This is a genomic window from Jiella sp. M17.18, assembly GCF_041027365.1.
Classification (GTDB): Bacteria; Pseudomonadota; Alphaproteobacteria; order Rhizobiales; family Rhizobiaceae; genus VKMB-3413.
In genome coordinates, this window is sequence record NZ_JBFTEH010000002.1 from 1 (window position 1) to 13,766 (window position 13,766).

The 13,766-nt window shown below is 67.7% G+C and carries 17 protein-coding genes; 7 read left to right on the forward strand and 10 right to left on the reverse strand.

Annotated features, from left to right (window positions below):
- Both AB5S17_RS03345 and AB5S17_RS03350 read right to left on the reverse strand, forming a co-directional pair.
- A partial coding sequence (locus AB5S17_RS03345) for an SLC13 family permease (protein WP_369237367.1) occupies positions 1–714 on the reverse strand: 714 nt, incomplete at its 3' end.
- 5 nt (positions 715–719) lie between these two features.
- On the reverse strand, positions 720–1,985 hold the full coding sequence (locus AB5S17_RS03350; protein WP_369236156.1) for an MFS transporter: 1,266 nt from the start codon (positions 1,983–1,985) through the stop codon (positions 720–722).
- Between the two features lie 373 nt (positions 1,986–2,358).
- On the opposite strand from AB5S17_RS03350, the gene rplS reads away from it, so the two are divergent.
- The 5 genes from rplS to AB5S17_RS03375 all read left to right on the forward strand — a co-directional run bounded on the left by rplS (position 2,359) and on the right by AB5S17_RS03375 (position 5,338).
- A complete protein-coding gene (gene rplS / locus AB5S17_RS03355) occupies positions 2,359–2,817 on the forward strand; it encodes a 50S ribosomal protein L19 (RefSeq protein WP_369236158.1) in 459 nt (152 codons plus the stop codon).
- Positions 2,818–3,109: 292 nt separating this feature from the next.
- Positions 3,110–3,316 carry a ParD-like family protein gene (locus AB5S17_RS03360; RefSeq protein WP_369236160.1) on the forward strand — a complete coding sequence of 69 codons (207 nt, stop codon included), beginning with the start codon at positions 3,110–3,112 and terminating at the stop codon, positions 3,314–3,316.
- Between the two features lie 35 nt (positions 3,317–3,351).
- Positions 3,352–3,762: a hypothetical protein gene (locus AB5S17_RS03365; protein ID WP_369236162.1), complete on the forward strand. Its 411-nt coding sequence runs from the start codon at positions 3,352–3,354 to the stop codon at positions 3,760–3,762.
- 207 nt (positions 3,763–3,969) lie between these two features.
- Entirely contained in the window at positions 3,970–4,785 is an 816-nt protein-coding gene (locus AB5S17_RS03370; RefSeq protein ID WP_369236164.1) for a methyltransferase, read from the forward strand.
- A 262-nt stretch (positions 4,786–5,047) separates the two neighbouring features.
- Complete coding sequence (locus AB5S17_RS03375; protein ID WP_369236166.1) at positions 5,048–5,338, forward strand: EthD family reductase; 291 nt, start codon at positions 5,048–5,050, stop codon at positions 5,336–5,338.
- A gap of 186 nt (positions 5,339–5,524) precedes the next feature.
- Here the strand turns inward: AB5S17_RS03375 and AB5S17_RS03380 are convergent, their stop codons facing one another.
- Positions 5,525–5,773, reverse strand: a complete 249-nt coding sequence (locus tag AB5S17_RS03380) for a DUF2061 domain-containing protein (RefSeq protein ID WP_369236168.1) — start codon at positions 5,771–5,773, stop codon at positions 5,525–5,527.
- A gap of 216 nt (positions 5,774–5,989) precedes the next feature.
- On the opposite strand from AB5S17_RS03380, the gene AB5S17_RS03385 reads away from it, so the two are divergent.
- A complete protein-coding gene (locus AB5S17_RS03385) occupies positions 5,990–6,838 on the forward strand; it encodes a helix-turn-helix domain-containing protein (protein ID WP_369236170.1) in 849 nt (282 codons plus the stop codon).
- 72 nt (positions 6,839–6,910) lie between these two features.
- On the opposite strand, the gene AB5S17_RS03390 is transcribed toward AB5S17_RS03385, so the two are convergent.
- The 6 genes from AB5S17_RS03390 to AB5S17_RS03415 form a co-directional block, all read right to left on the reverse strand.
- Entirely contained in the window at positions 6,911–7,900 is a 990-nt protein-coding gene (locus AB5S17_RS03390) for an ABC transporter substrate-binding protein (RefSeq protein ID WP_369236172.1), read from the reverse strand.
- A 31-nt stretch (positions 7,901–7,931) separates the two neighbouring features.
- A complete protein-coding gene (locus AB5S17_RS03395) occupies positions 7,932–8,936 on the reverse strand; it encodes an ABC transporter permease (RefSeq protein WP_369236174.1) in 1,005 nt (334 codons plus the stop codon).
- Complete coding sequence (locus AB5S17_RS03400; RefSeq protein WP_369237369.1) at positions 8,933–9,805, reverse strand: ABC transporter permease; 873 nt, start codon at positions 9,803–9,805, stop codon at positions 8,933–8,935. Before AB5S17_RS03400 ends, AB5S17_RS03395 begins: the two co-directional genes overlap by 4 nt.
- An 86-nt stretch (positions 9,806–9,891) precedes the next feature.
- On the reverse strand, positions 9,892–10,485 hold the full coding sequence (locus AB5S17_RS03405) for an endonuclease domain-containing protein (RefSeq protein WP_369236176.1): 594 nt from the start codon (positions 10,483–10,485) through the stop codon (positions 9,892–9,894).
- 16 nt (positions 10,486–10,501) lie between these two features.
- Positions 10,502–10,834, reverse strand: a complete 333-nt coding sequence (locus tag AB5S17_RS03410) for a hypothetical protein (protein WP_369236178.1) — start codon at positions 10,832–10,834, stop codon at positions 10,502–10,504.
- A gap of 45 nt (positions 10,835–10,879) precedes the next feature.
- Positions 10,880–11,710, reverse strand: a complete 831-nt coding sequence (locus AB5S17_RS03415) for an ABC transporter ATP-binding protein (RefSeq protein WP_369236180.1) — start codon at positions 11,708–11,710, stop codon at positions 10,880–10,882.
- A 131-nt stretch (positions 11,711–11,841) separates the two neighbouring features.
- Here AB5S17_RS03415 and AB5S17_RS03420 point away from each other — a divergent pair, with 131 nt between their 5' ends.
- Positions 11,842–12,255 carry a cupin domain-containing protein gene (locus AB5S17_RS03420; RefSeq protein ID WP_369236182.1) on the forward strand — a complete coding sequence of 138 codons (414 nt, stop codon included), beginning with the start codon at positions 11,842–11,844 and terminating at the stop codon, positions 12,253–12,255.
- Positions 12,256–12,306: 51 nt separating this feature from the next.
- Here AB5S17_RS03420 and hydA read toward each other — a convergent pair whose 3' ends face one another.
- A complete protein-coding gene (gene hydA, locus AB5S17_RS03425; RefSeq protein ID WP_369236184.1) occupies positions 12,307–13,758 on the reverse strand; it encodes a dihydropyrimidinase in 1,452 nt (483 codons plus the stop codon).
- Positions 13,759–13,766: the final 8 nt, after the last annotated feature.

The following is a 13,766-nucleotide window of genomic DNA, read 5'->3' on the forward strand; positions in this document are numbered from 1 at the left end:
CGACGCGGTGACGAGGACCAGCGCCGCCAGCACCAGGCCGGCAGCGGCGACCCTGCCGCCCCGCCCGAGCCGCGGCGGCGCGACGTCGCTCTCCACCCGGCCCTCGAGCGCGCGGCGCTGCGTCGCCCACAGCGCCGCGAAGGTCGCGGCGACCGCGACGAGCGACGGCAGGGCGAAGCGCGCCAGCCAGTCGGCGAGGCCCGGCATCGCGCCGCCGAAGATCACAAGGTTCGCCGGGTTGGAGATCGGCAGGACGAAGGAGGCCGCATTCGCGACGAAGGCGCAGACGAGGAGATAGGGCACGGCGTCCTTCGCCTTGGCGGCCCGCGCCACCGCGGCGACCGCCGGCGTCAGCACGACGGCGGTCGCGTCGTTCGACAGGAACACGGTGACGAGCACGCCGACGCCATAGGTCAGCGCGAAGAGCCGCGTCGGCGAGCCCCGGGCGTGGCGCGCGGCAAAGCTCGCGAGATAGTCGAACAGGCCCTCGCGGCGGGCGATCTCGGCGAGCAGCATCATGCCGGCGAGGAAGAGGTAGACGTCGGCCCCCGACGCGACGCCTTCGGCCGCCAGCTGGAGCGGCAGCAGGCCGAGCGCGACGAGGGCGAGCGCGCCGCCGGCCGCGAAGATCCATTCCGGCACCGCGAAGGGGCGCAGGATCACGCCGGCGACGGACAGGCCGGAAATCACCCAGACCGGCACGAAACCCTGCATCTCACTCAACGCGCTCCGCCCGCCACCCCTGCAGGCTTCTTGCGGAACAGCGCGCCGGTGGCAAGCCAGAGGACGAGCGCCGGAATCGGAAAGGCGCCGAGGACGAGGAAGGCCGCCTCGAAACCGTATCTGGCCGCGACGAAGCCGCCGATCGCCGGCGACAGCGAGGCGCCGATACCTTGCACCGTCATGACCGCGCCAAGGCTGACATTGACGCGGCCGGACCCGCGCATGATCTCCGCAACGAGGCCGGGAACGGCGAAGCCGAGAACGCCCGCGCCGACGCCGTCGAGCATCTGGACGGGGACGAAAGCGTAAGGGTTGGACCAGAGCCCGGCGAGCGCGCCGCGGATCGGCAGCGCGACCAGCGCGGCGAGGAGGACGTAGTAGTAGCCGCGACGGCCGGCGACCCTGGCCGAGAGAAGCGCGACCGGGATCATCGTCAGCTGCGCGATCACGACCGTGGCTGCGGTGTAGGCGGCGGGATCGAACAGATGGTCGGAGGCGTCGCGCTGGCCGAGCAGCGGCAGCATGGCGCCGTTGCCGAAGTTGAAGAGCATGGTCGTCGCCGCAAGGATCAGCAGCCGGCGGTTCTTCAGCAGGGTACGGAAGCCGGACGGCTTTTCCGCCTCACCACTCTTCGCATGCTCCAGGCCGCGCGCCGTCGCATGGTCGATCTCCTCCGGCCGGATGAACAGGAGCGCGGTGAGCGAGCCGGCGGCGAGGACCGTCATCAGCACGAAGACAGCGACGAGGCCGTATTCATAGCCGAAGAAGCCGGACAGGGCCGCCGCGACGCCGTTGCCGCCGTGGTTCCAGGCTTCGTTGCGGCCGAGCTGGTGGGCGAGTCCCGCCTGCCCGACGAGGCCGAGGGTGAGGCCGGCGATCGCCGGACCGATCGCTGCGCCGGCAATGCCGGTGCCGATCTGCGACGCGGCGACGACGGGGAAGTTCGGAAAGAACAGGATCCCGAGCGAGGCGGCGATGACGAGCACGGCGCAGACCGCGACCATCATGCGCTTCGCCCGCGTCGCGTCGGCGAGCGCTCCGAGCGGTGTCGTCGCCAGCATGCCCGCGATGCCGCCGATGGTCATGACATAGCCGATGGTGTCCGTGCCCCAGCCCCTGCCGATCAGGAAGATGCCGAGGAAGGGCCCGAGCCCGTCGCGCACGTCGGCGAGCAGGAAGTTGAGGCCGCAGAGCGCGGCGAGCGAGCGGCTGGACGGACGCGCTTGCGCTGCGCGCGGGGCGGTGGCCGTAAGAGACGTCATCGGGAATCCGCGAACTGCGATCGCCCACCGCGACCCGGCGCATGAGAACGCGGGTGCGGCAAAAACGTTGCGCGGCTACGGAATCCGGACGGCCTCGGCCGATTCGCCGACGCCTGGCCGCGGCGACCAGACTTGCTGGCGGCAATGCGCGAACGCAGGGACGCGGCGACGCGCGCCGCCGGATGGGCGGCCGTGCGACTGCTGCCGCGCGCGCTGGAGCCCCCGCCGCGCGAAAATCCGACGCCACCACCTAGTGACAAATGCCGGCGGACGGTATATGTCGGCCCCGATTTCCTCAGAATAACCTGACCGTCACGGCGGCCATGTCGGGTTTCCTCGAGACGCTCGGCATGAAACGAATTGAGGCTATGCCATGAACATCATCTCGGAACTCGAGGCCGCCGAGGCCGCCCGAATCGAAGCCATCCGCACCGTCCCGCAGTTTTCCGCCGGCGACACCGTCCGCGTAAACGTGCGCGTCACCGAAGGCACGCGTACCCGCGTCCAGGCCTATGAGGGCGTCTGCATCGCCCGCTCCGGCTCGGGCCTGCAGGAGAACTTCACCGTCCGCAAGATCTCCTACGGCGAGGGCGTCGAGCGCGTCTTCCCGGTCTACTCGCCGATGGTGGAATCGGTCGAGGTGGTGCGCCGCGGCAAGGTCCGCCGCGCCAAGCTCTATTACCTGCGCGATCGCCGCGGCAAGTCGGCCCGCATCGTCGAGAACACCAATGTCCGTTCGCGCAAGCTGAACGACGAGGCCCGCGAAGTCGCCGCCCAGGAGCGCGACCGCGCCAAGGCCGAGAAGGAAGCCGCCAAGACCGCCGCCGAGTAAGTCTCGGCGCAGCAGTCCAAGGTTTCAGAAAAGGCGGCTTCGGCCGCCTTTTTTGCGTTTGGCTGCCTTCTTGCGTTCGGCGCCTCGCAGCCGGCGTCGAGGACGCAATAGCTGTCGCTCAAGGCGGAACTGCCGAATCGGCTTCAGGTCCGAGGCCAATTGCCATCGACGGCTCTCGCCCCATCCCGGTATTTTGCCGCTCTTCTGCTTCCGATCACGGATGTTCAGCCGAATGTCTTGACGCCTCATTATACGGAACATAAACGTTTCATATATAACAACAGGAGGCGATATGGGGCTCGTCAAGATCGATGACGACCTGCACGAGCAGGTCAGGCGTGCGAGCACGGTGATGTGCCGCTCGATCAATGCGCAGGCTGAGTTCTGGATGAAGATCGGAATGCTCGCCGAAGCCCATCCCACGATGACGTTCAATGACATCGTCAAGGCGCAGTTGAAGACGGCGGAAGTCGATCTTTCGTCGGCCGCTGCGGCCTGACGGATATGGCACTGCGAATGACGGAAAGGACGGTCGTGACCATTCAGGACGAGATCTCGGCCTTCTTCGCCGAATATGTCGATGCGTTCGCCCGTGGCGATGCCGACGCCATCAGCCAGCTCTGGGAGTCGATCGCGCTCTTCCCGTCTCCGAGCGGCAACTTTGCCATGCCGCGGGACGCGTTTCGCGACCACTGCGCGTCATTGTTGGACTTTTATCGCGAGCAAGGCATCGTGCGTCCCGAGGGCCAGCTGCTGTCGGCGTGCGAGCTGTTTCCGGACGTGGCGGAGGCCCGCATGGCCTACCGGATGAAAGGCGACGGAGACGAACTGATCGCGGGATGGGAACACGTCTACATCCTGCGGCGCAGTGACCGTTGGCGCGTCTCGCTCACGATCGCCGATGGCGAAATGGCGGCTTGGGCTGCGCGGGGCGCGCAACTCTGACCCGCTGACTGCCGGCTCGCTCGCCTTCCAAATGCATTCAGAATACTCGGTACTAGGCGACGCGCCACGCGCTGCTGGAAGCGGTGCGCGGAGGAGAAGCCGAGGGCGCACGGGCTTGACCCTATCGTGCTGCCTGATCCCCGAGACGCTGCTTCAGTTTCACGGCGCGCCATGCCATCCTCCGGTACCATCACCGGAGCGCCCGCCATGCAGACCTTCTTCGACGCCAACCGGCTGAACTGGGACGAGCGCGCCGAGCTGCATTCGACCGACACGACCGGCTCCTACCGGATCGCCAAGGTGCTCGCCGGCGGCTCCAGCCTGCATGCGATCGAGGCCGAGGAGGTCGGCGACGTCGCCGGGCTCGACGTCGTCCACCTGCAGTGCCACATCGGCCTCGACACGCTGTCCTTGAAGCATCTCGGCGCTGCGAGCGTCACCGGGCTCGACTTTTCGCCGCGCTCGATCGCCGCCGCGCGGCGCTTCGCCGAACAGGCCGGCACCGAGGCGCGATTCGTCGAGGCCTCCGTCTACGACGCGCCGGCGGCGCTCGGGCAGACCTATGACCTCGCCTTCGTCACCTGGGGCGCGATCAACTGGCTGCCGGACCTCGGCGCCTGGGCGAAGGTCGTCGCCGAGGTGCTGCGGCCGGGCGGCCGGCTCTACCTGCTCGAGGGACATCCGGTGATGAACCAGATGGAGTGGGAGGACGGCCGCTTCGTCGCCGCCTACGACCGGGCGACACCGGCCGCGGACCCGCTCGTGGTCGACAACCCGGTCACCTATACGGGCGACAGCCGGACGCTCCGGAACAGCCGGAACTACGAATGGCTGCATCCGGTCGGCGAGATCGTCTCCGCCGTCCTCGCCGCGGGGCTGCGGCTCGACTTCCTGCACGAGCACGACAAGCTCGCCTGGCGTGCCTTCCCCGACATGGTGGAGGTCGGCGAAGACCTCTTCTCCGTTCCCGAGGGCGCGGTGACGATCCCCCTCGCCGTCTCGCTCGGCGCAACCAAGGCCTGAGCCGAGCCTGGGCTCAGCGGCGCGGCATCCCGTCTTCGAGCCGCCGGGCCGCGTCGGCCGGCCCCGTCCAGCCCCAGCTGATCCGCGCTCACACCCGTTCGTGCGGCAGAGAGCTGACGAAGCCGAGCGCGGTGGCGGCGAGCCCGCCCCCGGAGGACATCGATCGGCTCAGTCAGTACCGGGACTTCGACGCAAATTCCGCCACTCGTCCGCGTGACTTTGCGCTATCATTCCCACTCCGGTCCGCGATGGGAGGCTGCAAATGGCCCGCATGATCGTTGTCTATAAGGAGCCGCAGGACGTAGAGGCCTTCAACCGCCACTACTTCGAAACGCACGTACCTCTCGCCAAGCGCTTACCCGGCCTGCGGAGATATGAGGTGAGCCGCGGACCGATCATGTCGCCGTTCGGGCCTTCGAATGCGTTCATGATCGCCACGCTGCACTTCGACGACATGGCGGCGATCAAAGAGGCGTTCGCCAGCGACGTGGGAAAAGCCTGTTCCGCCGACCGCCAGACGCTTGCTCCCGACCTATCGCGGTTTGAAACATAACTGTTCGACGACCAGGAAGTCTGAGGCATGCGAGGATCCGGCATCTCGCTCTCGTGAGGGGCCTCTCCGGGGCCGACTGCCTGCACACGCGCGGCCTTGCGACGGCGCGGGATTGGGACGGCCTTGAGCCTGAATAGCCCCTCGCCGTCTCGCTCGGCGCGACCAGGGCCTGAGCGGGGCTTCGGCTCAGCGGCGCGGCATCCCGCCTTCGAGCCGCCGGGCCGCGTCGGCCGAATACGTCCAGCCCCAGCTGATCCGTGCCCACACCCGTTCGTGCAGGAGGTAGCTGACGAAGCCGAGCGCGGTGGCGGTGGCGGCCAGCGCGCCGCCGGAGGACATCGAGCCGGTGAAGAGATAGCCGAGCACCGACATCACGAGGAAGCCGAGGATCTGCCAGGAAACGGCCTTGGCAAGGCTCCGGGTGCGGGTTTCCATCGTGGCTCCTTCTCTCGCTTCGGTGCTTGCTCCGGCGCAGCGGCACGTTGCGGCTTCATCCGCGGCGGCACTCCGCTACCGCTCTACGAGCAGCACCTCTCGATGACGATCGCGGCCATCACTACGCCGGCCCATCCATCACGGCGATTCCGAAAATCATCTTGATTCGCGTCATGAGCGTAGAAGACTGTCCCGTGCCGTGATAATTGTCACCTCATGGACAAGCGTGACCGATCGAGACTCTTCCGCGACCGGCTGACGGCCGCCATGCAGGCCGCCGGCATGTCGAAAAGCGGCCTTGCCCGCGCGACCGGCGCCGACCGCTCCACCGTGTCCCTGACGCTGTCATCCGACGACGGCCGGCTGCCCAACGCCCAGTTCGCCGCAGAATGCGCCAGCGCCCTCGGCGTCTCGGCCGACTGGCTGCTCGGCCTCACCGACCGGCGCGAGCGCAGCGCCGACATGCTGCAGGCGGCGATGCGCATCGAGGAGGCGGCCCGGGCGCCCTCCGACGAGCTGATCTTCCGCTGGCATGAGGAAGCGCGCGGCTACAAGATCCGCCATGTGCCGGCGACGCTGCCCGACATGCTGAAGTCGGAAGCCGTGCTGCGCTTCGAGTATGGCGACTTCGTCGGGCGCACCTCGGACCAGGCGATCGCCGACATGCGCGACCGGCTCGCCTATCTCCGGGCGCCCGACACCGACTACGAGATCGCCATGCCGCTCGACGCGCTGGAGGCCTTCGCCGCGGGCGAAGGCTACTGGCGCGGCCTGCCTGCGGAGGAGCGGCAGGCGCAGCTCGATCGCATGCGCCGGCTTACCGAGGAGCTCTACCCCTCGCTGCGGCTCTATCTCTTCGACCGCAAGAAGGTGTTCTCCGCCCCGGTGACGATCTTCGGGCCGCTGCAGGCCTCCGTCTATGTCGGCCGCTTCTACCTGATCTTCCGCGAGCGCCGGCAGGTGCTCGAACTCACGCGACATTTCGACGGCCTGGTGCGGGAGGCCGACTTCGAGGCCAAGCACACGCCGCGCTTCATCGAAGGGCTGGCGGTCACGGCGACGTAGGCGGACGAAAGCGGCCGGCGGATCGCTCCGCCGGCCGCACGCGTAAGGTCACCTCGTCGTCGGTGTCCGCTGCTACTTCTTCAGCGCTTCGGCCTTCTTGGTCACCGCGTCGGTATAGGCACCCTCCGGCTTGGCCTTGATGATGTTCTGCGCCGTCAGGATGTCGACCGTCTGCTGATAGGCCTTCGGGTCGAGTGTCCCCATGCCGGAGCCCTTGGTCAGCTTGTTGATCTCGTCCATCATGTGGGTCTCGTGCTCTTCCGAGATCGCACCGGTGGTGTCGTTGTCCATGACGATCTGGACCGCCTCGTCCGGATGCTGCTCGGCATAGTGCCAGCCCGCCATCGAGGCCTTCACGAAGCGCGCCATCTTGTCGACGAAGGCGGGGTCCTTCAGCTTCGGCTCCAGCGTGTAGAGCCCGTCCTCCAGCATCGAGGCGCCCTCGTCGGAATACTTGAACACGACGAGGTCGGACGGCTTCATGCCGGCCTCGATGAGCTGCCAGTATTCGTTGTAGCTCATGGTCGAGATGCAGTCGGCCTGCTTCTGGAGGAGCGGATCGACGTTGAAGGCCTGCTTCAGGACGGTGACGTCGCCGCCCTCCTTGGCATTGAGGCCGAGCTTCGACATGTAGGCGAAGAACGGGTACTCGTTGCCGTAGTACCAGACGCCGAGGGTCTTGCCCTTGAGGTCCTGCGGCTTGGAGATCCCGGTGTCCTTGCGGCAGGTGAGTTCCAGCCCGCCCTGCTTGAACGGCTGGGCGATGTTGACCAGCGGCACGCCCTTCTCGCGCGCGACGAGCGCGGCGGCCATCCAGTCGACGATGACGTCGGCGCCGCCGCCGGCGATCACCTGCTCCGGCGCGATGTCCGGGCCGCCCGGCTTGATCGTGACGTCGAGGTTCTCGTCCTTGTAGAAGCCCTTGTCCTTGGCGACGTAGTAGCCGGCGAACTGGGCGTCGGCGACCCATTTGAGCTGCAGCGTCACCGGATCGGCGGCGAAGGCCGGGCTCGCGAGAGCCGACGCGGCCAGCGCGGCCATGGCCAGAGCACGTATGGTCATTCCCAGTTCTCCTCTTGGGTTGGGGGCCGTCTCACCCCTTGCGATAGGACGGATGCCAGAAGGTCGCGACGCGCTCGACCAGGGAGAGAAGGCCATAGGAGATCGAGCCGGCAAGCGCCGCCACGGTGATCTCCGCCCAGACCATGTCGGTGTTCATCCGGCCGATCTCGACCGAGATGCGAAACCCCATGCCGACGATCGGCGTGCCGAAGAATTCCGCGACGATCGCGCCGATCAGCGCCAACGTCGAGTTGATCTTCAGCGCGTTGAAGATGAAGGGCAGCGCCGCCGGCAGCCGCAGCTTCATCAGCGTCTGTCCGTGGCTCGCGGCATAGGTGCGCATCAGGTCGCGCTCCATGCGGCCGGCAGCGTTGAGGCCGGCGACGGTGTTCACCAGCATCGGGAAGAACGTCATCACCACGACGACCGCCGCCTTGGACGGCCAGTCGAAGCCGAACCACATGACCATGACCGGTGCGATGCCGACGACGGGCAGCGCCGAGACGAGGTTGCCGACCGGCATGACGCCGCGCTTCCAGAACGGCGAGCGATCGACGAGGATGGCGACGAGGAAGCCGGCGCCGCAGCCGATGGCGTAGCCGGCGAGGACGGCCTTCAGATAGGTCTGGACGAAGTCGGCCCAGAGCGTCGGCAGCGAGCCGGCGAACTTCGCCGCGATCGCCGAGGGCGGCGGCAGCAGGATCACCGGCACCTGCAGGCCGCGCACGAGGAATTCCCAGAGGAGCAGCAGCGTGCCGCCGAAGAGGACCGGGATCAGGACGCTCAGCGCCAGACGCGCCGGCCGGCCTGCGGGCTCTAGCGCGGAGAGGAGCGCGGTGAGGCGCCAGGCCGAGAGCCAGAACAGAAGGACGAGTGCGACCAGCGCCGCGCCGCGGCTGCCGTCGTCCAGAAGCTGCAGCGCGCCATAGGCCGACGCGGTGCCAAGCACCGCCACCAGCAGGATCGCGCCGGGGCCATGGCCGCGGGCGAGATCGCCGAGGCCGCTGCGATGGGCCGCGGTGCTCGTCGCGCTCATGGCCGCGCCCCCTGCCGCTTCAGCACGATCCGCTCGGCAAGGCCGACCAGGCCGACGAGCAGGCCCGCCATGACCGAGGCCATGACCAGCGCCGCCCAGATGATCACCGTCTGGCCGTAGTAGGAGCCGGCGAGGAGACGGGCGCCGAGCCCGGCGACGGCACCCGTCGGCAGTTCGCCGACGATCGCGCCGACCAGCGAGGCCGCGACCGCCACCTTCATCGAGGTGAAGAGGAAGGGCAGCGAGGCCGGCAGGCGGAGCTTCGCCAGGATCTGCGTCCGACTGGCGGAATAGGTGCGCATCAGGTCGAGATGCATGGCATCCGGCGAGCGCAGACCTTTGACCATGCCCACCGTCACCGGAAAGAAGGACAGATAGGTGGAAATGATCGCCTTGGGGAAGATCCCGGTGATCTGGAGGTTGCCGAGGACGACGATCACCATCGGCGCGATCGCCAGGATGGGGATCGTCTGCGAGGTGATCACCCAGGGCATGAGACTCTTGTCCAGCGTCTTCGAATGGACGATGCCGATCGACAGGAGGATGCCGAGCGCCGTGCCGATGACGAAGCCGAGCAGCGTCGAGGAGAGCGTCACCCAGGCATGGTAGAACAGCGAGCGGCGCGAGAGCGGGCTGACGGTCGCGGTGGTCTTCCAGATCTCCGCAGCGATCTGGTGCGGCGCCGGCAGCACGGGGCGCTGGGCGTTCCAGGTCGCGACGAGGTGCTGACCGAAGGGGATGGGACCATCACTCATCCGCGCCAGCCGGTCGCCCTCCGTCTGCCAGTTGAGGAAGACCGCGCCGACATACCAGAGGAGAAGGATCAGCAGGCAGACGGTGAGGACGGGGACCGTGCGCCCCCCCGCCATCCGCCGCCCGAGGCGCTGGAGCGGCCCGGCATAGCCGACGGCGGCGCCGGGATCCGCGATGGGGGTAGCGGTCGTCGAGGTGCCGATCATGGCTGTGTGCCCGGCGCCGTCGGAAGAGGCACTCCCCCTCTCCCGCCTGCGGGAGAGGGTGCCGAGCGCCGCGAGGCGGGTGAGGGCCTGCCGGGCGCGAATCGCAGCCCATGCGACCATCCGCCGCCATCGCAGCGCTTGCCGATACGGCCGTCCAGAACCGCGAGGATCGTCTCACAGACTGCCGCGCGTTCCCGCAGCACCTCCGCGTTCCAGAAGCGCAAGACTGACCAACCGCGATCGTTGAGGGATGCGGTCCGCCCCGGATCCGATCGGTCGTCCGCATGCTGGAAGCCGTCGACTTCCACGACGAGGCGATGGGAGCGGCAGGCGAAGTCGACGATGTATGGCTTGATCGGAAGCTGCCGGACGAACCTGTAGCCGTTCAAGCGGCTGCCGCGAAGATCCGACCATAGACGCGCCTCGGCATCCGTCGGATCGTAACGCATGCCCCTAGCCCGCGCGGTCAAATATGCAGGCGCCGCGCGAGACGCCCTCATCCGCCCCTTCGGGGCACCTTCTCCCGTTTCGGGAGAAGGGGACGCAGTGTCCGCGTCGGCGCCTGGTTCGGCATACACGTGATCGGTCATGCGCCCTCCCCGCGCCTCACCCCTTCGCCGCCGGCCAGAGCATCAGCACGAAGCCGACGAGCCCCAGGCCCATGCCGATCAGCTGCGTCACCGGCGGGCGTTCCTGGAAGACGGCGAAGGCGATGACGTTGATGAGGATCAGCTGCGCCACCGAGGAGGCGGAGATCGCGACGCCGAGGCCGCTCTCGCGCATCAGCTTCACCATCATCAGATTGCCGACGCAGTAGAGCATCAACGATCCCGCCAGCACCCAGGGGATGCCGTTGGAGACGTAGGAGCGCGTCGCCGAGGCCGCGGCGAGAAACACCGGAACCGCCCCCGCCAGCCACAGAATCGCAGCCGCATTCATCGATGTGCCCTTCCCCCGGAATGATGCGCTGAGCGTACACCGGCATCAGTCCTCATAGCCATGCCCGGCCCGCAACCCCTCGCGGACCCGGTGCGCGATCATCAGGAACTCCGGCGTCTCGCGGATCTCCAGCGGCCGGTCCGGCCCGAGATCGCAGTCGATCACCTCGTGGATGCGGCCCGGCCGCGGGCTCATCACCACGATCCGCGTCGACAGGAACACCGCCTCGGGAATCGAGTGCGTGACGAAGACGATGGTCTTGTCGGTCTTCGCCCAGAGCTTCAGGAGTTCGGCGTTGAGGTGATCGCGGACGATCTCGTCGAGCGCGCCGAAGGGCTCGTCCATCAAAAGGAGGTCCGGATCGAAGGCGAGCGCCCGGGCGATCGAGGCGCGCTGCTGCATGCCGCCGGAGAGCTGCCAGGGAAACTTGCTCCCGAAGCCTGTGAGGCCGACGAGGTCGAGCCCGGCGGCGACGCGGCTCTCCCGCTCGGCCCTGGCGAACCCCATGATCTCCAGCGGCAGGGCGATGTTCTTCTCGATCGTGCGCCAGGGATAGAGCGCCGCCGCCTGGAAGACGTAGCCATAGGCCCGCGCCCGCCGCGCCTCGTCCGGGGTCATGCCGTTGACGGTGATCGTGCCGGAGGTCGGCCGCTCCAGATCGGCGATGACGCGCAGCAGCGTGGTCTTGCCGCAGCCGGAGGGGCCGATGAAGGAGACGAACTCGCCGCGGCGGACGGAGAGGTCGATGTCCTTCAGCGCGTGGACCGGCGCGTCGGCGGTCTGGAAGACGAGGTTGAGGTCTCGCGCCTCGATCACCGGAGCGGCGGCACGGGCCTCGGCCATGTCTTCGGGGGATGCCAACGCCGCCTCAGACATGGGCATCTCCAGCGTTTGCCGAGCCGCGTCCCTTCAGGAATCCGGTATGCGGCGAAGCTCCGCCGGCAGTATGATGAGCGCCGAAAAAGCCGCTCCATTGCGGGGCCGGCGGATGAGGAGGTGAAAAGGTCATGAGCGAGACGAAACCTCGGGAATGTCGGCTGATCCGGCCGGACGAGACATATGACGGCAAGCAGGGCTTCCGGTACCTCGCCGGAATCTCCGCGGAGACGGTCGGCTCAAGCGGCATCTGCATGCATCTTCTGACGATCCCGCCCGGCGGCCGTGCCAAGGCGCATCTGCACGAAAGTCACGAGACCGCGATCTACGTGATCAGCGGCACCTCCGGCACCTGGTACGGCGATCGGCTGGAGCATCACGCGGTCGTTGCGGCCGGCGATCTCTTCTACATTCCGGCCGGCGTGCCCCACCTGCCCTACAATCCGGGAACCGAACCCTGCGTCGCCATCATCGCCCGGACCGATCCGAACGAGCAGGAGAGCGTCGTGCTGCGGCCGGATCTGGAGGCGATGGTGCCGGCGTGAGGACGCATCCGGACAGAAAGGCCAGCGCGGGGTGCGAACGGCGGTCAAGCCTCACACCCCGCTCATCGGGATGCCCGATCGCTCGACCTTGCGCGGTGCGGTGAGTTCCTTCCAGGTCGACAGCGCCTGGCTGACGGGAGCGTTGGCCGGCCGCTCGACGAAGCGGCCGTCGCCCTTCTCGGCCCGCACGTCGCCCTCCTTGAAGACGAGCTTGCCGCGGGAGAACGTCATCACCGGCAGGCCGGCGACCTCGATCCCCTCGAAGACGTTGTAGTCGATCGCCGACTTCTGGGTCTTGGCCGAGATCGTCTTCGTCGCCTTCGGGTCGAAGACGATCAAATCCGCGTCGGCCCCGATGAGGATCGCGCCCTTGCGGGGATAGATGTTGAGGATCTTGGCGATGTTGGTCGAGGTGACGGCGACGAATTCGTTCATCGTCAGGCGGCCGGTGACGACGCCCTTCGTCCAGAGCACCGCGAGCCGATCCTCCAGGCCGCCGGTGCCGTTCGGGATCTTGGTGAAGTCGCCGAGGCCCATGCGCTTCTGCTCGGTGGTGAAGGCGCAGTGGTCGGTGGCGACGACCTGCAGCGAGCCGGCCGCAAGGCCCGCCCAGAGCGAGTCCTGGTGGCTCTTGTTGCGGAAGGGCGGGGACATCACGCGGCGGGCGGAATGGTCCCAGTCGGCATTGAAATATTCGCTCTCGTCGAGGACGAGGTGCTGGATCAGCGGCTCGCCATAGACGCGCATGCCCTTCTGCCGCGCCCGGCGGATCGCCTCGTGCGCCTGTTCGCAGGAGGTGTGGACGACGTAGAGAGGCACGCCGGCCTGGTCGGCGATCATGATCGCCCGGTTCACCGCCTCGCCCTCGACCTCGGGCGGCCGCGAATAGGCGTGGCCCTCCGGCCCGTTGTTGCCTTCGGCCATCAGCTTCTGCTGCAGGAAGGCGACGACGTCGCCGTTCTCGGCGTGGACGAGCGGCATTGCGCCGATCTCGGCGCAGCGGGTGAAGGACGCGAACATCTCGTCGTCGTTCACCATCAAGGCGCCCTTGTAGGCCATGAAGTGCTTGAAGGTGTTGATGCCGGCCTCGACCACCTTCGGCATCTCGTCGAAGAACTTCTGGCCCCACCAGGTGACGCCCATGTGGAAGGAATAGTCGGTGCGCGCCGGACCCGCCTTCTGGAACCACTCCTGCAGCGCGTCCATCGGCCCCTGGTCCGGCGCCGGCAGGCAGAAGTCGACGGTCATGGTCGTGCCGCCGGCGAGCGCCGCCGCCGTGCCGGTGTCGAAGTCGTCGGCCGAGAACGTGCCCATGAAGGGCATTTCCATATGGGTGTGCGGGTCGATGCCGCCCGGCATGACATAGGCGCCGGACGCGTCGATCGTCTCGTCGCCGGCAAGGTCCGGCCCGATCTGCGCGATCTTGCCGCCGTCGATCAGGATGTCAGCCTTGTAGGTGAGATCGGCGGTGACGATCGTGCCGCCCTTGATGACTGTGGTCATGGTGTCTC

Excerpts from the sequence above, each read along its gene's own strand:
- AB5S17_RS03350 (WP_369236156.1), bottom strand. The coding sequence starts at position 1,985 with ATGACGTCTCTTACGGCCACCGCCCCGCGCGCAGCGCAAGCGCGTCCG.
- rplS (WP_369236158.1), top strand. The coding sequence starts at position 2,359 with ATGAACATCATCTCGGAACTCGAGGCCGCCGAGGCCGCCCGAATCGAA.
- AB5S17_RS03360 (WP_369236160.1), top strand. The coding sequence starts at position 3,110 with ATGGGGCTCGTCAAGATCGATGACGACCTGCACGAGCAGGTCAGGCGT.
- AB5S17_RS03370 (WP_369236164.1), top strand. The coding sequence starts at position 3,970 with ATGCAGACCTTCTTCGACGCCAACCGGCTGAACTGGGACGAGCGCGCC.
- AB5S17_RS03375 (WP_369236166.1), top strand. The coding sequence starts at position 5,048 with ATGGCCCGCATGATCGTTGTCTATAAGGAGCCGCAGGACGTAGAGGCC.
- AB5S17_RS03380 (WP_369236168.1), bottom strand. The coding sequence starts at position 5,773 with ATGGAAACCCGCACCCGGAGCCTTGCCAAGGCCGTTTCCTGGCAGATC.
- AB5S17_RS03385 (WP_369236170.1), top strand. The coding sequence starts at position 5,990 with ATGGACAAGCGTGACCGATCGAGACTCTTCCGCGACCGGCTGACGGCC.
- AB5S17_RS03390 (WP_369236172.1), bottom strand. The coding sequence starts at position 7,900 with ATGACCATACGTGCTCTGGCCATGGCCGCGCTGGCCGCGTCGGCTCTC.
- AB5S17_RS03395 (WP_369236174.1), bottom strand. The coding sequence starts at position 8,936 with ATGAGCGCGACGAGCACCGCGGCCCATCGCAGCGGCCTCGGCGATCTC.
- AB5S17_RS03400 (WP_369237369.1), bottom strand. The coding sequence starts at position 9,805 with ATGGCGGGGGGGCGCACGGTCCCCGTCCTCACCGTCTGCCTGCTGATC.
- AB5S17_RS03405 (WP_369236176.1), bottom strand. The coding sequence starts at position 10,485 with ATGACCGATCACGTGTATGCCGAACCAGGCGCCGACGCGGACACTGCG.
- AB5S17_RS03410 (WP_369236178.1), bottom strand. The coding sequence starts at position 10,834 with ATGAATGCGGCTGCGATTCTGTGGCTGGCGGGGGCGGTTCCGGTGTTT.
- AB5S17_RS03415 (WP_369236180.1), bottom strand. The coding sequence starts at position 11,710 with ATGTCTGAGGCGGCGTTGGCATCCCCCGAAGACATGGCCGAGGCCCGT.
- AB5S17_RS03420 (WP_369236182.1), top strand. The coding sequence starts at position 11,842 with ATGAGCGAGACGAAACCTCGGGAATGTCGGCTGATCCGGCCGGACGAG.
- hydA (WP_369236184.1), bottom strand. The coding sequence starts at position 13,758 with ATGACCACAGTCATCAAGGGCGGCACGATCGTCACCGCCGATCTCACC.